Here is a 24,498-nt window from a genome sequence, read left to right as displayed (position 1 = left end):
CTTTCGGATTTCAATAAAAACTTTATTTTTGCGCGATCAATAAATTTAAAAATGGCAACATACAATAAGAGAGGTTACAAACCAAAGAACAAAGCTGAAGAGATTGAATTGGATGAACAGAACAGTACAACCGCTGAAGTTTTTAGTACTCTGGACGAAAGTGCTTCTAAAACCGAAGAGTGGGTTTCACAGAATCAAAACTACATCTTAGGTGTTATCGGTGTCATTGCCGTAGCTGTTTTAGGATATTTGGCCTATAATCAATTTGTGTTGAAACCAAAAGAGGCTAGTGCCGATAACGAAATGTACTATCCTCAGCAATACTTTGATCAGGCATTGAACAGCGAAACAGAACGAGATTCCTTGTTTACACTTTCTCTTAATGGAGCTGAAGGAAAATATGGATTTTTGGACATTATAGAGGAATACAGTGGTACAAAGGCAGCCAACGTTGCCAATTACTCAGCCGGAATGGCCTATTTGAACATGCAGAACTATCAGGAAGCGATCAACCATTTGGAAGATTTTTCCTCTGATGATGCCATACTGGGAGCTCTTGCCAAAGGAGGTCTTGGAGATGCTTTTATGCAACTGAACCAGCCGGAAGATGCGCTTTCATATTACGAGAAAGCAGTAGAGCACAGTGATAACAGTTTTACAGCGCCTAAATTTTTGTTCAAAGCGGGAATTACGGCATTGGAATTGAACGAGAATGACAAGGCATTGGAATATTTCCAAAAAATCAAGGATGAGTACGCTTCTTCTGATGAAGCTCAAACGGTAGATGCATTTATCGGTAAGTCCGAAAAACAGTAAAAAATGGCCACGGCTAACAAGAATTTATCAGAATATGATAAAGCTACAATCCCAAACGCGAAAAATTTTCGGTTTGGGATTGTTGTTTCAGAATGGAATTCGGAAATAACGGAAGGTCTGTTCAATGGTGCCGTGGAGGCGTTGTTGGACTGTGGGGCTTCAGAGGCAAATATTGTCCGCTGGAATGTTCCCGGGAGCTATGAGCTTGTTTTTGGAAGCAAAAAAATGATCGCTACCCAAAATGTGGATGCTGTCATTGCTATCGGCAGTGTAATTCAAGGGGAGACCAAACATTTCGATTTTGTGTGCAGTGCCACGGCACAAGGGATCAAGGATCTCAATGTAATTACGGATACTCCTGTGATATTTTGTGTGCTGACCGACAATAACCTGCAACAGGCCATTGATCGCAGTGGCGGAATTCATGGGAACAAGGGTTCAGAAGCCGCTATTGCTGCCATTAAGATGGCTGCTTTGGGCAATTGATTCCAATATATTTACCCAACGGGCCTATTTCATAGGCGATCAGTTTAACTTTTTTGATGTCATCCATACCCGCATGGGCAAAACACTAAGGCTCAAGCCCTATGGGTTGTTAACAATTTTTAGCATCTAGATTCGGCCATTTAGCCCTATTTTCAGTACTTTTGAAGATAGGAAAGATAGATATGAGACTCCCTTCGCTTTTTAAATTAAGTAAGAACAAATCTTACAATTATTCGCCTCGTTATTATGATGAGCGGAAGGAGCGATTGGAAAAATTAAGGAAATCCAAAGAAGCAAAACCGGACAGGGAATATTTTGCTGGATATAGAAAAAAGAGTTACCGTGACGACTGGAAAACGGTCAAAAGTGTTCAAAGCGATAGAAACCGCAGGCTCCGATTTATTGTCATTCTTATCTTCCTTCTGATATTTGCCTATGCGGCGGTAAAATATGGTAAAATAGACATATTTTTTTAATGGCGGATATCATTAAACTTTTGCCCGATCATGTTGCCAATCAAATTGCAGCTGGAGAGGTGGTTCAAAGACCGGCTTCAGTTGTAAAGGAGTTGATGGAGAATGCCATAGATGCTGGTGCCAACTCCATTAAACTGATAATAAAGGATGGGGGCAAGGTCCTGATCCAGGTAGTGGACGATGGAATTGGGATGAGTGATACCGATGCCCGACTCAGTTTTGAAAGGCACGCTACCTCCAAAATACAATGTGCTGAGGATCTTTTCAATCTAAATACCAAGGGATTCCGAGGAGAGGCTTTGGCTTCCATAGCAGCAATTGCCCATGTGGAACTTCAAACCAAACCTAGCAATACAGAAATAGGGACCCATATAAGAATAGAGGGTAGCAAAATTACCGCACAGGAGGTTATCGTGACCCCCAAGGGTACATCTATAGCCGTTAAAAATCTTTTTTTTAATATCCCTGCCAGGAGAAATTTCTTAAAATCCAATAGTGTGGAGCTCAGGCATATCACCGATGAGTTTCATAGGGTGGCCTTGGCACACCCTTCCATCCATTTCTACTTTTACAATAACGGGAGTGAATTGTTCAATCTTCCCCAATCCAATATCAGACAGCGAATTGTCAATATATTTGGCAGTAGGACCAATGAAAAATTGGTGCCAGTAGAAGAAGAGACCCAAGTGGTGAAAATATCGGGTTTCATAGGAAAGCCTGAGTTTGCCAAGAAAAGTAGGGGAGAACAGTTCTTTTTTGTAAACAATCGTTTTATTAAAAGTCCCTACCTCCACCATGCCGTGGTAGCAGCTTTTGAGGGGCTCATAAAATCTGAGAACCATCCGGGTTACTTTTTGTATTTGGACGTTGATCCGGCTTCTATAGATATCAATATTCACCCTACCAAAACCGAGATTAAATTTGATGATGAGCACACCTTGTACGCGTTGTTGCGTTCTGCTGTGAAACACAGTCTGGGTCAGTTCAATGTTGCTCCGGCACTGGATTTTGATCAGGATCTTAATCTGGATACACCATATACTTATAAAAATAGACCAGCTGAACCTCCCAAAGTGGTAGTCGATGCCGGTTTCAATCCTTTTAAGGATGAAGTACAGAAAGGATTCAAAGGTTCTTATCAGAAGGAGAACACCAAGGGGTGGGAGAGTATGTATGTTGGATTGGAATCCAAAGTGGGCAATGAAGATCGTTTTAGCAGTGTGAGTTTTGAATCCGATAGTATCACGGGTTCTATCTTCGACGGTCAACAGGAGGTCATGGAAACCAATACCACCACCTTTCAATTAAGGCGAAAGTATATTGTTACAACCATAATTTCTGGAATGGTTGTCATAGATCAAAGTAGGGCACACCAGCGTGTTTTATATGAGAAGTTTTTAAAGAATATTACCATTAAGGAAGCCGTGAGCCAGCAATTGCTTTTCCCCTTGATCCTATCATTTTCCAGTTCGGATATGGCTATTATAGACGAGATAAAAGATAGTCTTTCTACCATTGGTTTTGGTTTTGGAACAATGGATAAGGAGGTGCTGGAAATAACGGGGGTGCCACTTTTAGTGGCCGAAAGTGAAGTGGGAATGGTCTTGGACCAATTGATTGCTGACTATCAACAAGATGTTTCTGGGGATAGCTTTTCACAGACCGATATCCTATCCAAGACACTATGTAAAACCTTGGCGGTCAAAACTGGGGAGGTGCTCGATAAAAATTCACAAATGGCCTTGGTTAACGATCTTTTCGCATGCAAGGAATCTAGGGTGAGCCCCTTTAACAAAACAATTTATATTACGATCACAGAAAACGATATAGACAAAAAATTTATTTAAATGGTAAGACTTACTGATGCTATCAAGCATTTGCTGATAATCAACGTTCTGTTTTTTGTGGCCACCTCCCTGTATGGGGAGCAAATGTACCAATGGTTTTCCCTTTGGTTCCCACAAAACGCCAATTTTGAGCTGTGGCAGATCATAACGCATATGTTCATGCACGGAGGATTCATGCATATACTTTTTAATATGTATGCGCTTTGGGCCTTTGGAACCCCCTTGGAACGTATGTGGGGAAGAAATAAGTTCTTCTTTTTCTATTTCTCAGCAGGTTTGGGATCGGCTCTGTTGCACACCGCAGTGAACTACTATTATTTTAACGAAGGAATGGAAGCCTTGGTAAATTCGGGAATCACAAGGAGTCAGGTCATAGAAATTATCTCTAGTGGAAAATATAGCCCAGATTGGTATAACCTTGCGCCCCAAAGCACCATTGACAACTTTTTAAATGCATTCAATACGCCAGCGGTTGGAGCCTCAGGAGCCATATATGGTATTCTGGTAGCCTTTGGTATGTCCTACCCCAATAGTGAACTTTTCTTGATATTTTTACCGGTGCCCATTAAAGCCAAGTATTTTATTCCTGTCTTGATTGGGTTGGACCTGTTTTCCGGTATTACAGGTTATGCTATCTTTGGAAGTGGTATTGCCCATTTCGCACATATTGGCGGGGCTTTGATAGGATTTATAATGATGTGGTACTGGAAGAAGAACCAGTTTAACAAAAACCGTTGGGATTAGGTATGGATGCAGGTAATTTAAAATATCAGTTTGCCAGACTGAGTATCGCAGAAAAATTGATCGCCATCAATGTGGCAGTCTTTATTCTTAATGGATTACTGACTTTTTTACTTCAGTTGTCCCCTAATATTTTATTGCGATGGTTTGAATTGCCCAAGGACTTTTTCGACTTTTTGGTACAACCATGGTCTATCATTACATATTCCTTTTTTCACGCCGGACTAGGTCATATTTTTTGGAATATGGTAATGCTATATTTTGCCTCAAGAATATTTTTGAACCTCTTTGGTCCCAGAAGATTTATCAATGTGTATTTTTTGGGAGTAATATTGGGTGGACTTCTATTTTTACTGAGCTATAATATTTTCCCTGCGTTCATGGGGATAAATACTTCCTTGATAGGTGCCTCGGCAGGGGTTACCGCTGTTTTGATATTTGTATGTACCTATATTCCAAACCAGGAGGTGAGGCTCATTTTCTTTAATGTCAAGCTATGGTACATAGGCGTCTTCTTTATTTTGGTAGATCTGATACAGATTCCAACTGGCGGTAATGCAGGGGGGCATTTGTCACATTTGGGTGGCGCTCTTTTGGGGTATATCTATGCAAGACAATTGTTGAAAGGCAAGGATATAGGTGAGGGATTCTCAAAACTGTTGGATAATTTGGGGAGTATGTTCACAAAATCCAAAAAAGCACCAATGAAAACAGTTTACCGTAAAGATAAGTCCACGTTTAAAACTACGGTAGATCACGATAAGGAAAGCAGGCAGCGTAAAATAGATGCCATTCTTGATAAGATCAGCAAGTCGGGCTACGAGAGTCTGTCTAAGGCCGAGAAGGACTTTCTTTTTAAAGCAGGTAAAGAATAATTCTGACCGTGGGAAATCTATCTGTATTCAACAAATTCGTTTATTTTCTGAATTCAATAGCGGCACTGCTGTTGTTGTTTTCTTGTATTGTCCCTTATATTTCACTTCAATCCGTTTCATTTTTATTTATTTTTAGTCTGGCAGTCCCTTATCTGGTTGTGGTGAACGCCCTATTTTTGATGTATTGGGTCGTGAATGGCAAGCGTCAGTTTTTGTTGTCCTTTACTGTTCTGGCTATTGGATATTTTTCCTTGGGAACTTTTATTAAATTTTTCGAGGCTACACCTGAAACAGCTGAAGAAAGTCTTCGAGTGTTGACTTTTAATACGCAGTCTTTTCAAGGTAATCATGGAGACAGTAATCCTCAATCAAGCGATAGCATTGTTAAGTTTATTAAGGAAGAAAATGCAGATATTGTCTGCTTCCAAGAATTTGACAAAACAAAGGTTAGCGGTAAGGATTTCAAGCAATACCCCTATAAATATGTGGATTTTGAATTCGGAGTGAATAATGATAGGGTGATACAGGCCATTTATTCTAAGTTCCCTATTATAAACAAAGGTTCCCTAGAATTTCCAAACAGTAGCAATAATGCCATATTTGCGGATGTTGTTGTGAAAATGGATACGGTGCGGATCTATAATTTACATTTACAATCACTAAAAGTGCGTCCCGGTTCCATAAAGAGAGAAGAATCCCAGAAACTATTGAAAAGGCTGAATACTTCTTTTATTAAACAACAAGAACAGGCCAGTATTGTATTGGAACATAGTAGGGCGACTACGTTTAAAAAGATCATTGTTGGGGATTTCAACAACTCCCAATACTCCAATGTGTATTATGATATTAAAGGTGATATGAAAGACACTTTTATAGAAATGGGCTCTGGTTACGGTCGTACCTATAATTTTAAATTCTTGCCCTTGAGAATCGATTTTATCTTGGTAGATGAAAAGATGGAAGTTTTATCGCACAAAAACTACAATGTGAAATTATCGGACCATTTTCCGGTCATGGCCTCGGTGAAGCTCTAACTACATCAAAAGGCAGTCTGCCGTATCTGCCACAATATGGATACATAGGGCAAGTCCCACGATCCGGGTTTTCCTAAAAAATAAAAGCCCTATATAAAGTATTATGGCCCAATAGGTATGTAGGGGATGGAACCCTATACTACAACGGGCACTATCAAATATTGGGCTTGCCACGAGGTGGTCCAGATCAATCATTATTCCGGCCAAAAGAAGCAGTACGGCCCATAATCTATTCTCTTTATAAAAGTACAGCCCAATAGCTATTGGGACCAAAAAGTGGATGCCGTAATGGACGCAGAATCTAAGCATGACTAAGGTCTATATGGTGCTGCTTAAGATAAGATAGGGCATTGGTGCCTTCGTTGAAAAGGAGATCTAGAATACTGAGGTTCTCAATAAATGGATTTCGGTCATCAAAAACCTGTACGTAAGGTTGCTGAACCATGGGCGGATTCACCTTCGCATTGATGAGAATACGTCCATCTATAAAATCCTCAGGTTGCTTTTCATATTCCATCGTTCTCTCTTCGGGCATTGGGATCTGAAGACAGTCACAGATGGCTTCTATGCATTTTAAATTGAAATCCAACAGATAAGTGTGCTCGGTATGGTAAAGTCCCACCAGATCGTCCTCATAGAATTCAAAGAAAGGGGATGTACGGTATGCCGTTTCCAATGTACGCCAATGTTGTCTTTGCCAGGGGTAAAAATTATCCACTTTTACATCCTTGTATTTTTGTCTTCCCAGTTTACCACCAACATGCTGTATGGGAATATTGAGCAGATGTCGTCCAATATCCGTGGCGATATAACAGCGGTTCCTATAGGTCTGTTTCTGGTAATTACCAGAGATCTCCCAGCAGATATCATTTTTGGCTATAGCCACGAAATTGGCAATATTCAAAAAATATCCAGGATGTAGAAGCAGCTTCATGGGTTGTTCAATAAGACAGATTATTTCTTTTTCTTCTTCTTCCTAAAATAATCAAACACAAACCAACCGCCAAGGGCTATTAAAAAGTATTTAAAATAGGATTGTGGTTCCCCATCTCCTCCCACCGTAGTGAACACACGGTCCCAACGTATTTTCCAATTCCCAATGCCTTCATTGATACCGTCAATACTCATCCAAATAAATACAGGTTTACCTACGATATGGTTTTCCGGAACAAAGCCCCAGAATCTGCTATCTTCTGATCTATGGCGATTATCACCCATCATCCAATAATAACCTTGTTTGAAGGTATAGGAGTCTGTTACCTCTCCATTGATGCTAATTTGGTTACCCGATACGGAAATGGTATTGCCCTCATATTCCTGTATTATTTTCTTGTACAAGGGCAGGACTTTTACATTCAGCGCAATGGTCTTCCCAGCTTCGGGAAGGTACAAGGGGCCTAAATTATCCTGGGTCCCAGAATATTGACCGTTCTGCGGGAATATACCTGTTTCCGGCTTGGTAAAACTGAATTTTTCAATATTGATAATAGCTGCCTTCCCCTTGTAGGTTTTGGCCTCTTCCTCGGTCATGTTAAAGAGGGCCTTGGTATTTTCAGCTGAAGCTTTAAGAAAAGAAACTACCTTGCCATCGGCAATATATCCGGTGTAATACGTATACAATGAATCCTTGTCAAATTCTTCCAATGAGGTCTTTTGTTCTATTACTTCGGCTGCCTTTTCTTGAGCCAAAGCCTCATTTGGAATCTTGATCACATTCCCTCCAAAATTGTTACGCCCCAAAAGATTGATGGCTGCGTTTCCTATCTGTCCTTTGGTAGTTACCACATGGTAGAACATGGGCTTGGCCCTATCGGATAAAACCAGTTTCTCCCCGTTGATATGTACATCACCGTTTATTACGGACAGGCTATCCCCTGGGATGCCCACACATCTTTTTACATAGTTCGATTTTTTGTCGATCGGCTTTTTGACTCCTTTTTCTTTTTTAAAGAACTGTCGGACCGTATCCGCTGGCCAACTGAAGACCACAATATCATTCCGGTCTACCTTTTCGAAACCGGGAAGCCTAAAGTAGGGGAGCTGTGGTTTATTGAGATATGATTTGGTCTTAAGGATTGGCAAGGTATCGTGTACCATAGGTGCCGCAACCGTTGTCATTGGCGTTCTTGCACCATAGTTGAATTTGCTCACAAAGAGAAAATCCCCAATCAGCAAGGTTTTTTCCAAAGAACCCGTTGGGATCACATAGGGTTGTATAAAATAGGTATGTACCAAAGTGGCGGCTACAATGGCGAATACAATGGAGCTTACCCATTCTCCCAAAGCAGTTTTAGGGTGTCTGCTGCGGTTTTCCACATACTTGACATCTTGGGTATAACTGATGTAATAGATATAAAAACCTAGAGTTAAAATAACCAACCAAGTGTCCATCAAACTATTTTTGCCAAAACTCCGTATGGTCTCTACCCAAACGACCGGAAACATGAGCAGGTTGATAATAGGAATAAATAGTAAGAAGGTCCACCATTTTGGGCGGTTGATGATCTGCATCAATACAATCGCATTATAGATGGGCACTGCGGCTTCCCATGGTTTTCTACCTGCTTTTACATATAATTTCCATGTCCCTATAAAATGGATGACCTGTACGATCAATATAAAAAGAATCCATTGTGTGCCGTTCATACGATAATATTATTGGTGACTTTAATTTATGTATAGCAATACCCAAAGGATATTTTCTATAACTAAGTATTCAAAGTTGTTCTTTTGTTACGTTTATTAGCCAAGGTTTAACACATCCTTCATGGTAAAAACCCCTTTTTTGCCCACGATCCATTCCGCCGCAACTACAGCTCCCAAGGCAAAACCTTCCCTATTATGGGCAGTGTGTTTAATTTCCACACTGTCTACTGAGCTTTTATAGTGGATGGAATGTGTTCCGGGAACATCGGTAATTCTCTTGGCGACAATAGGAATATGTGCTTCTTTTGCCTTATCCAGTTCCCACCCTTTATAGTCGGTATTCTTGATGATCCCTTCGGCCAAGGTGATAGCCGTGCCACTTGGGGCGTCCAGTTTCTGGGTATGGTGTATTTCCTCCATGGATACCTTATACTCCTCCAAAGTCCCCATCATTTTTGCCAAATATTCGTTCAGCTCAAAAAAGATATTGACCCCAAGGCTAAAGTTGGAGGCGTAAATAAACGCTCCCTTATGTTCGTTGCAAAAGGTTACGGCTTTATCGTAATCTTTTAGCCAGCCAGTGGTGCCAGAAATAACAGGAACGTTATGGGCGATACATTTTTTAATGTTCTCAAAGGCCGCTTCGGGCTGACTGAAATCTATGGCTACGTCGATATTGGAGAAATCAATGTCTTCGGTATCCACATCTATTTTGGCTACTATGGTATGGTTTCTTTTGATAGCTGTCTGTTCTATCATTTTTCCCATTCTACCATACCCAAAAAGTGCAATTTTCATGCGTTAGAATTTTATGGTTAATGCCATTCCGTAATTGGGATTGGCGTTAATTGGATTGTATTCCAAGTAAGGCTTGAAATCCATACTCAGGTTGTCGTCTACGTTGAACTGCCGTAAATGGGCATCTACATTGGCATCTATTATATTTAGGGCGTACAGGCCAATGGTGACAACCAATGCCAAGTCCCTATCGCGCTGGTAGCGTTCTTGGGCGTCCTGCAATGCAGCGTCCGAAAGGTCGGGACTTCCCGGTACTACACCGCTGTTGTTGATATCGTAAAATTCATCATCAAAAAAACCCGCCTTTCTTCGTTTGAAAGCGGTCCTAAATCGGTCGTAAAAATCATCATTGACCTGATAAACGTAAACGCCAGTTCCAATGGCCGCATAGACCAAGGGTACTTTCCAATAGCGTTTGTTGTAAATTTGGCCCAAACCGGGTAGAATGGCTGAATAAAAGGCCGCCTTGCTGGGGGCCAAAGGGTTTATCTCCTCACGTTTTTTTATTTTTCCTTCTTTCACTACAACACCCTTTTTCTTGAGATCTGTTTGTACAGAGTCTACAGTGGTGCTATCCTTTTGTTCCTCCTGTGCAGAGGTAGAAAGAATCAATAGAAAAAAAAATAGCAAGGAGCAAAGTGATTTATTCACCAGTGATCAGTTTTTTAATACGCTGAAACTCTTCTTCGGAACTAAAGGGAATGGTGATTTTTCCATTTCCTTTTTCAGATGCTTTTACATCTACTTTTACGGAGAGGTAATCGCTGAACCTAGGAGCATCCCTTTTGATGAAATCTGGGGTTTTTACCACCTTCTTTTGATCCTTTCCAGGATTTTCCAAGGCATCTTGATAGGCTTTTACGGCCTTTTCCGTATCCCTTACAGATAGGTTCTGCCCAACGATTTTCTCATAAAGAGCAATCTGGTCCTCTCTTTTTTCAACATTAACGAGCGTTCTTCCATGACCCATGCTCACAAATCCATCCCGAATGCCGGTCTGGATGATGGGATCCAATCTTAAAAGACGTAAATAGTTGGTGATGGTAGAGCGTTTTTTGCCCACCCTATCACTCAATTTCTCTTGTGTCAATTGTATCTCATCTATCAAACGTTGGTAGGACAAGGCAATTTCTATAGGATCAAGGTCTTGACGCTGTATATTTTCAACCAGGGCCATTTCCAAGGATTCTTGGTCATTGGCAATACGGATATAGGCAGGAACAGTTTCCAGGCCTATAAGTTTGGAAGCCCTGAATCTTCTTTCTCCCGATACCAATTGATATTTGTTGAAATCGAGCTTTCTAACGGTAATGGGTTGTATGACCCCTAATTCCCGAATGGAGGTGGCCAATTCCTGTAGGGCATCATCATTAAAGTTGGAACGCGGCTGAAATGGGTTCATTTCTATGGCCGACAACTCCAATTCTACGATATTACCTACTACTTTATCGGCATTTTTATCGGATACTGATTTGATGTCATTTTCTGGATCTTTAAGTAGGGCTGACAATCCTCTACCCAAAGCTTGTTTTTTTACTGCTTTCGCCATATTAAACTATCTCCTTGTTTTTCTTCAATACTTCATTGGCCAAATTCAAATAATTGGCCGCACCCTTACTCGCTGCATCATATTTAATGATACTTTCCCCATAACTTGGAGCTTCACTTAATCGCACATTTCTCTGGATAATAGTATCGAAGACCATATCGGCGAAATGCTTGTTCACCTCTTCCACCACCTGATTCGACAATCGCAATCTGGAGTCGAACATGGTCAATAGCAGTCCTTCTATATCCAAATCCGGATTGTGGATTTTTTGTACACTCTTGATAGTGTTCAATAATTTACCCAAACCTTCCAAAGCAAAATATTCACATTGGATAGGGATAATCACCGAATCCGAAGCTGTCAAAGCGTTGAGTGTCAATAGTCCCAAAGAAGGGGCGCAATCGATAAGTATATAATCATATTGCTCCTTTAACCCTTCCAAGGCCTGTTTCATCATATATTCCCTATTGTCCTTGTCTACCAATTCAATTTCAATGGCCACTAGGTCAATGTGTGCGGGGATAAGATCCACATTGGGGGAGGATGTGGTAATAATTGTTTCAGATGCTGGATGGGAGTGTTCCAAAAGCTGGTAAGTTCCCATTTCAATACTGTCCACGTCAATTCCTAGTCCGGAAGTGGCATTGGCCTGGGGATCGGCATCAATCAATAATACTTTTTTTTCCAGTACTCCTAGTGAGGCAGCTAGGTTTACCGTAGTGGTGGTTTTCCCAACCCCACCTTTCTGATTTGCTATAGCAATAATCTTGCCCATTATCATCGTAAGTTAGGGGCTAAAAATACAATTATTTATAACGCTAAAAAATGTATTTTGTTAACAGACGGTGAATAACAGCCCTTTATAACCAATTTTGGCGCTAATCTTAAGGAAATTAATGTTTTAGTGTTAGCGAATTAAACAAATCAATCCATTAAGATTTCCAAAATCTGGATGGCTGTTTCACTTATTTTGGTGCCAGGGCCAAATATGGCCACAGCTCCTGCATTGAATAAATAGTCATAGTCCTGTTTTGGGACAACACCACCCACGATGACCATGATATCTTCACGACCGTAATTCCTGAGTTCGTCAATGATCTGTGGTACCAAGGTTTTGTGACCTGCAGCCAGGGAGGATACCCCCACTACGTGCACATCGTTTTCTACAGCTTGTTTGGCAGCTTCTTGAGGTGTTTGGAACAATGGACCTATGTCCACATCAAAGCCAAGATCGGCATAGCCGGTCGCGACCACTTTGGCACCCCTGTCATGTCCGTCCTGACCCATTTTTGCAATCATGATCCGAGGTCTGCGCCCTTCCGTCTCCGCAAATTGGTCGGCCATTTCCCTGGCCTTCTTAAAACTATCGTCGTTTTTGATCTCTTTGGAATACACTCCTGTAAATGATTGAATTTTTGCTTTGTATCTACCAAAAGCAACCTCCATGGCATCACTAATTTCCCCAAGGGTAGCCCTTTCTCTGGCAGCTTCTACCGCTAAAGCTAACAAATTCCCGTCAGTTCCAGATCCATTGGCTTCTTGTTTCTTTTTGGCGGCCTCTGTCAATTTAGCCAGGGCTGTTTCAACGGCAGGGGTATTTCTAGTTTTCTTGGTTTGCTCCAATCGTTCCAACTGCTGTTTGCGCACCTGCTCATTGTCTACCTCCAGGATCACCAAGGGATCTTCTTCTTCCAATTGGTACTTGTTGATCCCCACAATAATATCTTGGTTGCTATCTATACGGGCCTGCTTTTTGGCCGCAGCTTCTTCGATTCGCATTTTTGGGATCCCGGCCTCAATGGCCTTGGTCATCCCGCCCAATTCGTCTACTTCTTCTATCAATTTCCAGGCCTTATGGGCAATCTCATTGGTCAGGTGCTCCACATAGTAGCTTCCTGCCCAAGGGTCAACTGTTTTGGTGATTTTCGTCTCGTCCTGTAAAAATAGTTGGGTATTTCTGGCAATACGGGCCGAAAAATCGGTAGGTAGGGCAATGGCCTCATCCAGCGCATTGGTATGTAAACTCTGTGTGCCTCCAAAAGCAGCTGCAGCTGCCTCAATGGTAGTTCTGGCCACATTGTTAAAGGGATCTTGGGCAGTAAGACTCCATCCGCTCGTTTGTGAATGTGTCCGCAGGGCCAAAGATTTCTGGCTTTTAGGGTTGAATTTTTGGACCAGTTTGGCCCAAAGCATGCGTCCTGCCCTCATTTTGGCAATTTCCATAAAATGGTCCATCCCTATGCCCCAAAAGAAAGATAAACGAGGGGCGAACTTATCGATCTCCAAACCAGATTTTAGTCCGGTCCTGATATATTCCAGTCCGTCTGCCAAGGTATACGCAAGTTCTATTTCCGGGGTTGCCCCAGCTTCCTGCATATGGTATCCGGAGATACTGATGCTATTGAACTTTGGCATGTTCTTGCTGGTATATTCAAAGATATCGGAGATGATCAGCATGGATGGTGCCGGGGGGTAGATATAGGTGTTCCGGACCATAAACTCTTTTAGGATATCGTTCTGAATGGTCCCTGCCAGTTGTTTTGGATCAACGCCTTGTTCTTCTGCGGCAACAATATAAAAGGCCATGATGGGCAGTACAGCTCCGTTCATGGTCATGGAAACCGACATCTCATCCAAGGGGATGGAATCGAAAAGGATTTTCATGTCCTCCACAGAATCTATGGCTACTCCGGCCTTTCCAACATCACCCACCACACGCTCATGATCACTATCGTACCCACGGTGTGTTGGGAGGTCAAAGGCCACAGATAGCCCTTTTTGTCCGGCAGCCAGGTTGCGCCTATAAAAAGCATTGCTTTCTTCAGCTGTGGAAAATCCGGCATATTGTCTTATGGTCCAAGGTCTGCGAACATACATTGTGGAGTAGGGGCCACGAAGGTTTGGGGCTATTCCTGCCACAAAATTCAGGTGTTCCAAATTGGAAACGTCCTCTTTGGTGTACACGGAGGGTTCGGAATTATTTTTCTTCTTTGGAGCGGTAATTGGAGTTTCGTCACCTGAAACTTCAGCCACTTTTAATTTAAGGTGTTGCAGGTCTTTTCTACTCATCTTTCAATCTTTTTTGTTCTATGGCTTCAGACAGTCGTTTTTCAATAATAGGCTCCAAGAGTGTTTTACGGGCATCGGTCTTGACAAAAGGAAAGATTTCCATATTGTCCTTCATTCGATCCTCTTTATTGAGGTACTTGTTGGTTCCTACCAGTACCTCTTTCTGGGTGTTGAAATGTTCCTGTTCCTTTTGGGCACTTTCCTTAAGTTTTTTCTGAATGGAATGTTCTTTCAGTTGCTTGAGAAATCCACCTCCAGCTTCCAAGGTTTTGAAGAGCTCCAAGGCTTTTTCTGCCAATTGCGTTGTAAGGCTTTCTATATAGTAGGCTCCATCTGCCGGATTGGCCACTTGATCAAAGTAACTTTCGTGTTTTAGGATCAATAGTTGGTTCCGCGCTATCCGTTCCCCAAACTCATTGCTTTTATGGTAGAGGGCGTCGTAGGGCAAATTGCAAATGGAATCTGCCCCGCCAAGGATGGCCGACATACATTCCGTAGTGGTCCTTAACATGTTTACGTTGTAATCGTACAGCGTTTTGTTACGCTTGGTAGGTAGGGCCAAAATATGGCAGGGTACTTCCAAATCGTATTCATTGGCCAATGTTTTCCATAACAAACGCATCGCTCTGAGCTTCGCGATCTCAAAGAAATAATTGGTGCCCACAGCCATTTTAAAAGTGATGCCCTCTATATTGTTTTCAGGGTCTCTTGTAAAATGATTTAAGTATTCATTGGCATGCGATAGGGCATAGGCCAATTGTTGTACCATATTGGCACCTGCATTTTGGTACAGGGAGGCATCGATGGCAAGAATGTTGTTGAAGTTATTGGCGTGGTCCAAGGTAAATACCTTTTCTAGGATTTCGTGGTCTTTTTTAAGGTCGTGATACCAATTGCCACTTTTGGCCAAATGGCCAATAAGGTCCAAATTCAGATAGATTCGGTGGGTCTTATTGCCCACGAAACTGAAGAGTTCCTGTGTATACGAAGCCGATAAGAATTGAAAATCGAAATGGATAACCGTGGCTTCCAAAGGGATATCCTTTAAGAGACGTTCTATTTTGATATCCTCCGAGGCTACGGTAAAAAGTAAGCTTTCTGCTCCTTTTTTTAGGGCTTCCAAGGCTTTTGCATTGGCCATTGTAGCATTTTTGGCGTAGATATGCTGTGTTATTTTCCACATGGATCCCATGGGCTGAGGTGCCTCAATGTGTTCCCCAATTTCATCGGCATGGTAAAAAGGTTTTACCTTGATTCCTTCGGGCGACTCCCATACCAAGGTCTCATTGTAATCCGCCCCTTTTAAGTCGAACTGTATTTGTTGCTTCCAGGCCTTGGAGGAAACTTCTTGGAATTCGTTAAAAAGTTTGGGTCTACTCATCGTCTTTGTTTTTTAGGCTGTCCTCGTATTCTATCAAATAAATTTCCTCGTTCTTTTTTTTGAGGTAGTATTTCTCCCGGGCAAATTTTTCCAGTTCCTTTTTATCGGAGAGCTTTTCTATGGTCTTTTTGTCATTTTCAATCTCTTCCTGTAAGAACTCCTTTTGCTTTTCCAACTTTTTGATTTCTTTTTTCAGTTCCCAATGGATCAAGAGGGAATTGGTATCAAAAAAGAGCATCCATATCAAAAAAACGGTCAGTACCAGAACGTACATATTGGTTGCAATACCAAACCATTTTTTCTTTCTCAGTTCTTTAAGGCTCATAGCTGTCTATGCTAATTTTTCATTAATAATGGTCCGTACAATATCCACGGCCACGGTGTTGTATTTGTTGTTGGGAATAATAATATCCGCAAACTCTTTGGTAGGTTCTATAAATTGGTTGTGCATGGGCTTTAGGGTGTTCTGGTAACGGGTCAGTACCTCGTCCAGATCCCTGCCGCGTTCCGTAATGTCCCTTTTTAAACGGCGTATCAGCCGCTCGTCAGAATCGGCATGCACAAAGATTTTAATATCGAACATCTCCCGGATCTTGGGGTTGGTCATGATTAAAATCCCCTCAACGATCATCACCTTCCTCGGGTGGGTGTGGATGGTGTCTTTGGTACGGTTGTGTTTTATAAAAGAATATACAGGCTGGTCAATTGGTTGCCCCTGTTTTAAAATTTGCAAATGCTCAATGAGCAGGTCAAAATCAATGGCCCTGGGATGGTCAAAATTGATATTGGTACGTTCTTCGTAGGTCAGGTGGGAGATATCGTTGTAATACGAATCTTGGGATATTACCCCTACTTCCTCATCTGGCAATTCGTTAATGATCTGATTTACAACGGTTGTTTTGCCACAACCTGTTCCCCCCGCTATTCCAATAATCAGCATGCTTTGATTTTTTGTCCAAAAATAAGGATTTGGGATGAAACTATGGACTTTTTGATAGATGGACCTCTACCGTTTTCGTAAGAGTAAGATTGGGGGTGTGGTATAACAGGAAATAACTATTATTTCTGAGGGTGTATCCTTAGACTATGTATGTCTAAGACAAAAAGATGATATCCGTGCTAACGTTGGTAATTGTATTATATGCCCATTTAGAATTTTTAATCATTTTATTTCTTACTGTTGATGGCACGAGCGTGACGCTCGCGCCAGCTTCGGTATTTGTATTTTCTGCTCATCTTGTTTGTTACAGGACACGCGCGTGACGCTCGCGCTAGCGGTATGTCTTTAATTGTCCAAGTTCATTTAAAATGAATTCAATGTTTTTAACATTAGCGTCATGATAACTTACCAATCTATTGAAGGACATCATGTAGCCCAGGCCTTCAAGTTTTTTGTTTTCTTTCTTTTGTAAGGTAATCTTATGAAGATTATCGGTAATTTCATTGACAACCGAATCAATGGTATTACCAGGGTTTATATGTGCCTTCCGTAAAACTTCAGCAACCGCTTCCTCATTTTTACAACTTAATTTCACATAATTCATTACGATTTGCTGCCTCCTTTCGCTTAAAAAGCTGATATCACTCCCATCAAAAAAATGATTTACCTGTTTGTAAATGGCGTACAGGTTACTAAGTTCCTTTCCTAATAAAGCTTCCTTGTCCATTTTTTTATCTATTTAAACCTCAAGATAAAAAGATGACAGTGTTATATTGACCCTTTTAAAAATATTTGTATCTCAAAACTTTTGGATTTCTCCCGCTAGCGGGGGAATTAATTAAATATATAGGGTGCTTAATTAGGCAAGAATACAACCCCACTTGAGGAGTCGCGCTTCGCTCCGGTAACTGAACTCAAGCAATTGATTTCTTGTTCCAATCTTAGTACTCCCATAAGTGCGAATACCAAAGCTTCTTTGTATTCAATAAGGGTTTTGGAAGGGGTTGCTACCTTGACGGTAGATCCTAATTTTTCTTGAAGGGTGTCAATAAGAAAGCCGTTCAAGCCACCCCCACCGGTGACCAAAAGGGTGCTTTCTTTTCTTGTGGGCTGCTGTTTTACCTGTAGCGCAACTTGCTCGCAGATATGGTGTACGGCAGTGTGCAAAAGGTTTTCCATACTGTCCTCAGTACCATCAACTATAGGAACCACTTTTTCCACAAACCATTCAAACCCTATGGATTTGGGGAAGGGAAGGCTATAGAATTCCAAGTCGTTCAATTGTTGCAACATTATCTTATTCAGGGTTCCTTTGCTGGCCATTTGTCCGTCTTTGTCATAGGCCAACCCTACTTTTTGGGTGATGTGGTTCAGGATCATATTGGCCAATCCTATATCATAGGCCAAACGTACTCCTTCATGTTCAAAGGAGATATTGCTGATGCCTCCCAAGTTCAAACAGAAATCATAGGATCCAAAGAAGAGTCGGTCTCCAATAGGTACCAATGGAGCCCCTTGTCCCCCCAAAGCCACATCATTGGTCCTAAAATCACAGATCACCTTTTGCCCACAGGCATTGGCCAAATGTTGTCCCGAGCCTATTTGAAACGTAAGTCCTTTTGCCGGTTGGTGGTGGGTAGTATGCCCGTGGCTGGATATGAAATCGACCTCCAAGACATGTTCATCAATAAATTTTTTGGTTTGTTCCCCCAACCATATGCCATAGGTATTATTTAAAATAAGAAGCTCATCAGCAGGCAGGTAAATGGATTTTTTTAGTTTGTCAAAGGTCTCTTGATTGTAGGAGATACTTTTGGATTCCAGAATCTTAAACTCCCAACGGTCCAGCTTTTTCCAGATATGGCAATAGGCCAGATCAAGTCCGTCCAAAGAGGTGCCGGACATCAGTCCGATTACTTTGTAGATGTGCATACGTCGAAGTTTAGGGTTATGGGGAGTTTGCCTTTTGCGTCTACCTTGCCTAAATAATGGTTGGCGGCGTTTTGTTGGAATGTTTCAAAATCCTGATAGGCCACCACTACTGCCTTGGCCTTCTGAACGGGCAATAGGTCTAAAAAGTAGGGGTTCCCAAAATGATAAAGCACCACATTTTTTGTTGCTATCAAATTAGCAATGAACTCTATGTCTTGCCTTGATACTCCAAAATTATCTTTGGGTTTTGCGAATGGTGGAAATACGGCCAAAAGGATGTTTTTGCCCTCAATTTGCTCTAAAATGCTTTTTTTTGGGGAGGATTCAGTTGAAAATGAAGCAATTGTGACCGATTTTGAAATGGTACCAAAGAACGGATTATTGGCTTCTTTTCCGATAGTGATTCCCACAAAGCCTTCTTTTCTAAATGAATGGATTTCTTTATGCTCCCCTTGTAGGATTGTTAAACTTTCATAGGCAAGTTTATGGTTTAGGTTTTCCGGGTTTCTAACTTCTTTCGGAGCTTCGTCCGAAGCGTTGATTGCTTTTGTTTTCAATTTCCACAAACGCTCAAAACTTTCTTCTATCTGTTGTTCCGAGGCATTTTTCAAGATCAGATCAATACCTTCTTTTATATTTTCTGCAAAGCAGAGCACATCGTTACCTGCATCAAAAGCCGTCCACTCCAATGCTCCTTTGGTGGGGTACATTTTGGAAACACTATGCATGTTGAGGGCATCGGAAATAACTACTCCGGTAAACTGCATTTCTTCGCGCAATACCCCTTTGATAATTTCTTTGGAGAGGGTGGCGGGAGTGTTTTTTTGGCTGGACAAACTTGGGACGGCCAAATGACCGATCATCACAGCGTCCACCCCATTGGCTATCAATTCCCGAAAGGGGTAAAGTTCATGGTCCCACAGGGCTTCTTTTGTTTTTTCTATGATAGGGAGTCCCAAATGGGAGTCGATCGCCGTATCCCCATGTCCTGGAAAATGCTTGGCACAGGTAAGTATGTTTTCGCTTTTGGTGCCCAAGGTATAGGCAATGGCGTTTTCGGAAACCAATTCTTTGTTCCCCCCATAGGATCTGTAGCCAATTACGGGATTATTGGGATTGTTGTTGATGTCTACCACAGGAGCTAGGTTCCAATGGATACCACAATATTTGCAATCATGGGCGATATTCTTCCCGATCTTAAAAATAAGGTCGGTATGTCCCACTATGGCTCCTTGTGTTATGGCATAAGGGTATTGGGGTGAATTTTCCACCCGCATCGCCAAGCCCCATTCCGCATCAATGCTGATGAGTAGGGGTGTTTTTGCTGCTTTTTGGTATCGGGCAATCAAATTTTTAAGGGTTTCCAGGCTATCTTCATTATAGACCACCTCTTTTTTGCCCTCAAAATTGGTAGCGGCACTGGCCCTGCTGTGAAAAAAACAAAGGGATCCAATATGGCACTCTTTGATCAACTTCTCCAGGGCCTGTATTTCTTCCTCGTTATCATTGATAAAGGCAGCGGGCATAAACAATTGGCCCACTTTCTCCTTAGGGGAAAGTAATGCCGTGGCTTTGGGGTAGGGGGCTAGCTTATTCATTTGTAGGCACTGTTTTTTTTCCGTAATCGGCAGGGTATTTTATGTATTTCAACAGCAATAGGGAAGGGAGGGCAGCAATGACCACCCAAACAAAAAATCCACCATACCCCAACCATTCCTGTATATAGCCACTGATCATTCCCGGCACCATCATCCCTAGGGCCATAAATCCAGTGGCAATAGCGTAGTGTGAAGTTTTGGAAGTGCCTTCGGCCGTATAGATCAGAAATATCAAAAAGGCTGCAAAGCCAAAGCCGTAGCCAAACTGTTCCAAAACTACCGTACCCACCACAGCAACAACATTGGTAGTGTTGGTAAGGGCGAGGATGGCATAAAGGGCATTGGGAACGTTCAGGGAAAGGACCATGGGCAGCATCCATTTTTTCAGTCCGTCGCGTGAGATCAAAATACCTCCCAGAATACCTCCTATAGAGAGCATAATTACGCCTACAGTACCGTAAATGGTTCCTACGGCCTCTGTGGAATAACCCAATCCGCCAGCTGATGCATCATCCAATAAAAAAGGGGATGCCATCTTTACCAATTGGGATTCTCCCAAGCGGTAGGTCAATATAAAAGCAAGGGCCATTCCCAAATGTGGCTTGTTAAAAAAGGAGGCAAACACCTCCAAAAAACTGGCAGGCTTGTCCTGCGGTATGGCCAAGGATGTTTCATATTTTGGGGTCACAAAAAAGTTGGACAGGGTAAGCAATAACATCAAGAAAGCGGTGCAGGTCATGGTGATGGACCAAGCCTTGGTATTGTCTCCATAGTAATTTTCGAGAAATCCAGCTAGGATCACGATAAGACCCTGACCGGTAACCATGGCCAATCGATAAAAGGTACTCCGCATTCCCACAAAGAAGGATTGTTTCTTCTCCGTGAGTCCTATCATGTAATAGCCATCTGAAGCAATATCATTCGTGGCAGAGGCAAAAGCCGCCATCCAAAAACAGGCCAGAGAGGTCACAAAGAAAATATTGGTGGGCAGGGTGAGTGCCACACCCAAAAGGGCTATGGAAATAAGCAGTTGCATGCTCAGGAACCAATTGCGTTTGGTGCTCTTGAGATCTACAAACGGACTCCATAATGGTTTCAGTACCCAAGGCAGGTACAGCCAACTGGTGTAAAACCCGATATCAGCATTGCTAATACCCAGTTTTTTGTACATGATTACCGAAACACTGACAACTAAAATATAAGGGAGACCCTGGGTAAAATATAGGACAGGGACCCAAGCCCATGCCCCTTTGTCTTTTTGAACCATAGTTAGCTAATTGCCCTAAAAATAGTATAAATGATGAACTTTTGTGTACTAATTGCTATTTAAAAATAGCTACACATACTCCTTATTGGTAGGTTGCTGATCGATTATTAATTGGCTCTGGTTTTAAGGTTATGATTACTTGTAAAAGTAAAAAGCCCACATATCTTGCAGGCTTTCAAATAAACCAAGTTGTATCTTAAAAATGATATCTTACAAAGCCTTCCATAGCTTCATACTCTGCCAATCCCAGGGCATCGTATTTTTTAGCTGTCTCTTTGTTTCGTTGTTCCGCTCGTTGCCAAAATTCCCTTTCATCACTACCAGGGAACATAGCACTATCCTTTTGTGATTGGTGTTTAAAGATGGCATTTTTCTTTCGTCTCATATCCTTAGGCCCTATGGGAACCGTCATTTCCATATCGGCAATATCCCATTCCTGCCAAGCACCTCTATACAGCCAAACATAGCAGTCCTGAAGCCACCTGGTCCCTTCTTGATTCAACTGCTCCAAGGCCTTGTATATCACTTGGAGGCAGACCCTATGCGTACCATGGGGGTCTGAAAGATCTCCCGCGGCAAATATTTGGTGTGGCCTTACCTTGTTCAGTAGGTCTTTGGTGAGGTCTATGTCTACTTGTGAATACGGTTTTTTCTTTACCGTCCCGGTTTCATAAAACGGTAAATTCTGGAAATGTGCATTTTCTTCCTTGACCCCGCAATAACGACAGGCAGATAGGGCTTCCCCTTTTCTGATGAGCCCTTTGAAATGTTGTATCTCTAGACTGTCCGTTTGCCCTGCTCCCTTATGGTTCAAAAAATTCCTAACCTCTTTATATTTTCTTTTCAGAGGTTCATTCTCGTGCTGTATATCACTGGCAAAATCCATAAAACGAATTACTTCATCATCAAAAACGGCAATATTCCCTGATGTCTGGTAGGCAACATGCACTTCATGGCCTTGGTCAACCAATCGCAATAGGGTGCCCCCCATGGAGATGACATCATCATCGGGATGCGGACTGAAAATCAATGATGTTTTTGGAAATGGTGTATTCCTTTCCGGCCTATTGTGGTCATCGGCATGTGGTTTGCCACCCGGCCATCCGGTGATGGTACGCTGTAATTGATTGAAAACTTTCAGGTTGATATCTTCCGCAGAACCTTTTTCTGCCACCATACTTCCCATGCCATGTTCGTTATAGTCCTCATTGGTCAATTTTAAAATGGCTTTGCCCAAGGTGTGTGATAGCCAAATGGTGGCCTTTTTTATTCTTAGGTCGTTCCATTCACATTCACCCACCAACCAAGGGGTGTAGATTCTTGTCAGGGAAGAGGCCGAGGCCTCGTCCAAGATAAAGTCGCAATTGCCATGATGCTGTAAAAAAGTGGCAGGTACCGATTCTTTGATCTCACCTTCCACGGCTTGCTTTATAATCTCTGCTTTCCCCTCTCCCCAGGCCATCAATATGATACGTTTGGCCTCCATGATGGTTCCCACCCCCATGGTAATGGCTTTGGTAGGTACATTTTCATGTCCAAAGAAATCACTGGCAGCATCCAGTCTGGTGACCCGGTCCAGACGGACCATCCTTGTTTTACTGGAGAGGGCGGACCCTGGTTCGTTGAATCCAATATGTCCTGTCCTTCCAATTCCCAATATCTGTATGTCCAACCCTCCAAAATCTTTTATTTTTTGTTCATACCCCTCGCAAAATGCTCTTACCTCTTCTTTGGAAAGGGAGCCATCGGGGATATGGATATTTTCTTTTTTGATATCCAGATGATCAAACAAATGCTCGTTCATAAAACGCACATAGCTATGAATACTGTCCGGTTGCATGGGGTAGTACTCATCCAGATTAAAGGTAACCACATTGTTGAAACTGAGACCTTCTTCCTGATGTAAGCGCACCAAATATTCGTACATTTTTGTTGGGGTAGAACCCGTGGCCAGTCCAAGAACTACCATTTTTCCCTCTTTTTGTCGCTCTAAGATGAGCTGTGCAATTTCCTTGGCCACGAATATGGATGCCTCCTCCGAGTTTTTATGGATGATGGTATTTATTCGTTCAAATTTCTTTGCTTCTAGATCTTCATGTTTGTGGATCATGGTATTTTTGGATTAGATGAGGTATAAACACGGCAAATATAGGCAAATATTTAATTATTTGCTTTTTTGTGCAGTAATTAATGCATTTATGTGCAGTTATTGTGGTATATTCGTTTATTGAAGAATAAAAACAGCATAAATTGCTGTTGTTATGTTTTACCGAACCATTAAATAAAGGAGTTTTGTTAAAGGAAGAACGCCAAAGAACCATATTGAACGAAGTTGTCTTGCACAATAGGGTGCTACTGACCGATATTGCCGAAAACCTGAATGTGTCCATAGATACCGTACGACGGGATGTAAAAGAATTGGATGCACTTGGAAAACTCAAAAAAGTCCATGGGGGCGCCATTGCATTGGGATTTACCAATTATACTCCCAAAAATACCCATACCTACGCTTTGGAGGAAAAGGCGGTGATTGCGGAAAAGGCAGTGCGACTCTTAAAGGAGGGGAGTGTGGTCTTTATAGATGGGGGTACCACCTGTTTGGAACTGGCAAGGGCCATTCCCCAAAAAATGCAGCTTACCTGTTTTACCCATAGTTTGCCCGTGGCCCTGGAATTGTTGAACAAAACCCATGTTGAAGTGATCTTTGTTGGTGGGCAAATTTCCAAAGATGCGCAAATGGCCATTGGAGCCAGCACCGTTTATAACCTTTCCCAGATCAAAGTGGATTTTGGGTTTATAGGAACCGGATACGTAGATTCGTCTTTTGGACTGACCGAATTTGATTGGGATATAGTCCAAGTAAAAAAAGCGGTCATGGACGCTTCGAAAAAATCGGTACTTTTGTGCATCTCGGAGAAACTGAACTCCCAACATCGCTACAAAACATGCGAAATAAATTCAATACATATTATGATTACGGAGTTGCATCCGGAGAACAAACAGTTAGATTCTTTTAGAAACCACGATATCCACTTGCTATAAC

The 24,498-nt window shown here is 42.0% G+C and carries 24 protein-coding genes; 8 read left to right on the top strand and 16 right to left on the bottom strand.

The window, feature by feature from the left end; genetic code table 11:
• The first annotated feature begins 51 nt into the window (after positions 1–51).
• The 7 genes from WAA86_RS11375 to WAA86_RS11345 all read left to right on the top strand — a co-directional run bounded on the left by WAA86_RS11375 (position 52) and on the right by WAA86_RS11345 (position 6,275).
• Positions 52–816, top strand: coding sequence for a tetratricopeptide repeat protein (locus tag WAA86_RS11375; RefSeq protein WP_337301133.1), 765 nt, complete (start codon positions 52–54; stop codon positions 814–816).
• A 3-nt stretch (positions 817–819) separates the two neighbouring features.
• Positions 820–1,302, top strand: a complete 483-nt coding sequence (gene ribH / locus WAA86_RS11370; RefSeq protein ID WP_337301132.1) for a 6,7-dimethyl-8-ribityllumazine synthase — start codon at positions 820–822, stop codon at positions 1,300–1,302.
• Positions 1,303–1,484: 182 nt separating this feature from the next.
• Positions 1,485–1,778 (top strand): hypothetical protein, encoded by a 294-nt coding sequence (locus tag WAA86_RS11365; protein ID WP_337301131.1) that lies wholly within the window; start codon positions 1,485–1,487, stop codon positions 1,776–1,778.
• Positions 1,778–3,625: a DNA mismatch repair endonuclease MutL gene (gene mutL / locus WAA86_RS11360; RefSeq protein WP_337301130.1), complete on the top strand. Its 1,848-nt coding sequence runs from the start codon at positions 1,778–1,780 to the stop codon at positions 3,623–3,625. Before WAA86_RS11365 ends, mutL begins: the two co-directional genes overlap by 1 nt.
• Positions 3,626–4,369, top strand: a complete 744-nt coding sequence (locus WAA86_RS11355; RefSeq protein ID WP_337301129.1) for a rhomboid family intramembrane serine protease — start codon at positions 3,626–3,628, stop codon at positions 4,367–4,369.
• A 2-nt stretch (positions 4,370–4,371) separates the two neighbouring features.
• Positions 4,372–5,241, top strand: coding sequence for a rhomboid family intramembrane serine protease (locus WAA86_RS11350; RefSeq protein WP_337301128.1), 870 nt, complete (start codon positions 4,372–4,374; stop codon positions 5,239–5,241).
• An 8-nt stretch (positions 5,242–5,249) separates the two neighbouring features.
• On the top strand, positions 5,250–6,275 hold the full coding sequence (locus tag WAA86_RS11345) for an endonuclease/exonuclease/phosphatase family protein (protein WP_337301127.1): 1,026 nt from the start codon (positions 5,250–5,252) through the stop codon (positions 6,273–6,275).
• Here the strand turns inward: WAA86_RS11345 and WAA86_RS11340 are convergent, their stop codons facing one another.
• The 16 genes from WAA86_RS11340 to nagB all read right to left on the bottom strand — a co-directional run bounded on the left by WAA86_RS11340 (position 6,276) and on the right by nagB (position 23,565).
• Positions 6,276–6,584, bottom strand: coding sequence for a DUF6122 family protein (locus WAA86_RS11340; RefSeq protein ID WP_337301126.1), 309 nt, complete (start codon positions 6,582–6,584; stop codon positions 6,276–6,278). It lies immediately after the preceding gene.
• Entirely contained in the window at positions 6,577–7,209 is a 633-nt protein-coding gene (locus WAA86_RS11335; RefSeq protein ID WP_337301125.1) for a WbqC family protein, read from the bottom strand. The genes WAA86_RS11340 and WAA86_RS11335 overlap by 8 nt, the downstream gene beginning before the upstream one ends.
• 20 nt (positions 7,210–7,229) lie before the next feature.
• Positions 7,230–8,921 (bottom strand): signal peptidase I, encoded by a 1,692-nt coding sequence (gene lepB / locus WAA86_RS11330; RefSeq protein ID WP_337301124.1) that lies wholly within the window; start codon positions 8,919–8,921, stop codon positions 7,230–7,232.
• Between the two features lie 96 nt (positions 8,922–9,017).
• A complete protein-coding gene (gene dapB / locus WAA86_RS11325) occupies positions 9,018–9,719 on the bottom strand; it encodes a 4-hydroxy-tetrahydrodipicolinate reductase (RefSeq protein WP_337301123.1) in 702 nt (233 codons plus the stop codon).
• A gap of 3 nt (positions 9,720–9,722) precedes the next feature.
• Positions 9,723–10,370: a DUF5683 domain-containing protein gene (locus WAA86_RS11320; protein WP_337301122.1), complete on the bottom strand. Its 648-nt coding sequence runs from the start codon at positions 10,368–10,370 to the stop codon at positions 9,723–9,725.
• Positions 10,363–11,268, bottom strand: coding sequence for a ParB/RepB/Spo0J family partition protein (locus tag WAA86_RS11315; protein ID WP_337301121.1), 906 nt, complete (start codon positions 11,266–11,268; stop codon positions 10,363–10,365). Before WAA86_RS11315 ends, WAA86_RS11320 begins: the two co-directional genes overlap by 8 nt.
• Before the next feature lies 1 nt (position 11,269).
• Positions 11,270–12,043, bottom strand: a complete 774-nt coding sequence (locus WAA86_RS11310) for a ParA family protein (RefSeq protein ID WP_337301120.1) — start codon at positions 12,041–12,043, stop codon at positions 11,270–11,272.
• A gap of 149 nt (positions 12,044–12,192) precedes the next feature.
• Positions 12,193–14,337, bottom strand: a complete 2,145-nt coding sequence (gene scpA, locus WAA86_RS11305) for a methylmalonyl-CoA mutase (protein WP_337301119.1) — start codon at positions 14,335–14,337, stop codon at positions 12,193–12,195.
• The gene (locus tag WAA86_RS11300) at positions 14,330–15,718 is read right to left on the bottom strand and encodes a methylmalonyl-CoA mutase subunit beta (RefSeq protein ID WP_337301118.1); all 1,389 of its coding nucleotides are present in this window, start codon (positions 15,716–15,718) and stop codon (positions 14,330–14,332) included. The genes scpA and WAA86_RS11300 overlap by 8 nt, the downstream gene beginning before the upstream one ends.
• Entirely contained in the window at positions 15,711–16,043 is a 333-nt protein-coding gene (locus tag WAA86_RS11295; RefSeq protein ID WP_337301117.1) for an FtsB family cell division protein, read from the bottom strand. Before WAA86_RS11295 ends, WAA86_RS11300 begins: the two co-directional genes overlap by 8 nt.
• A 6-nt stretch (positions 16,044–16,049) precedes the next feature.
• Positions 16,050–16,658: a uridine kinase gene (gene udk, locus WAA86_RS11290; RefSeq protein WP_337301116.1), complete on the bottom strand. Its 609-nt coding sequence runs from the start codon at positions 16,656–16,658 to the stop codon at positions 16,050–16,052.
• Between the two features lie 331 nt (positions 16,659–16,989).
• Positions 16,990–17,385: a hypothetical protein gene (locus WAA86_RS11285; RefSeq protein ID WP_337301115.1), complete on the bottom strand. Its 396-nt coding sequence runs from the start codon at positions 17,383–17,385 to the stop codon at positions 16,990–16,992.
• Between the two features lie 128 nt (positions 17,386–17,513).
• The gene (locus tag WAA86_RS11280) at positions 17,514–18,590 is read right to left on the bottom strand and encodes an anhydro-N-acetylmuramic acid kinase (RefSeq protein WP_337301114.1); all 1,077 of its coding nucleotides are present in this window, start codon (positions 18,588–18,590) and stop codon (positions 17,514–17,516) included.
• Positions 18,572–20,188, bottom strand: coding sequence for a glycoside hydrolase family 3 protein (locus WAA86_RS11275; protein ID WP_337301113.1), 1,617 nt, complete (start codon positions 20,186–20,188; stop codon positions 18,572–18,574). The genes WAA86_RS11280 and WAA86_RS11275 overlap by 19 nt, the downstream gene beginning before the upstream one ends.
• The gene (locus tag WAA86_RS11270; protein ID WP_337301112.1) at positions 20,181–21,455 is read right to left on the bottom strand and encodes an MFS transporter; all 1,275 of its coding nucleotides are present in this window, start codon (positions 21,453–21,455) and stop codon (positions 20,181–20,183) included. The genes WAA86_RS11275 and WAA86_RS11270 overlap by 8 nt, the downstream gene beginning before the upstream one ends.
• Before the next feature lie 196 nt (positions 21,456–21,651).
• Positions 21,652–23,565: a glucosamine-6-phosphate deaminase gene (gene nagB / locus WAA86_RS11265; RefSeq protein ID WP_337301111.1), complete on the bottom strand. Its 1,914-nt coding sequence runs from the start codon at positions 23,563–23,565 to the stop codon at positions 21,652–21,654.
• Positions 23,566–23,747: 182 nt separating this feature from the next.
• Here nagB and WAA86_RS11260 point away from each other — a divergent pair, with 182 nt between their 5' ends.
• Positions 23,748–24,497: a DeoR/GlpR family DNA-binding transcription regulator gene (locus tag WAA86_RS11260; protein ID WP_337301110.1), complete on the top strand. Its 750-nt coding sequence runs from the start codon at positions 23,748–23,750 to the stop codon at positions 24,495–24,497.
• The last annotated feature ends 1 nt before the right edge of the window (position 24,498 follow it).

This window comes from Sediminicola sp. 1XM1-17 (genome assembly GCF_037203765.1).
GTDB lineage: Bacteria > Bacteroidota > Bacteroidia > Flavobacteriales > Flavobacteriaceae > Sediminicola.
Note: the sequence above shows the minus strand (reverse complement) of the source record. Positions and strands in the feature narration are given on the sequence as shown.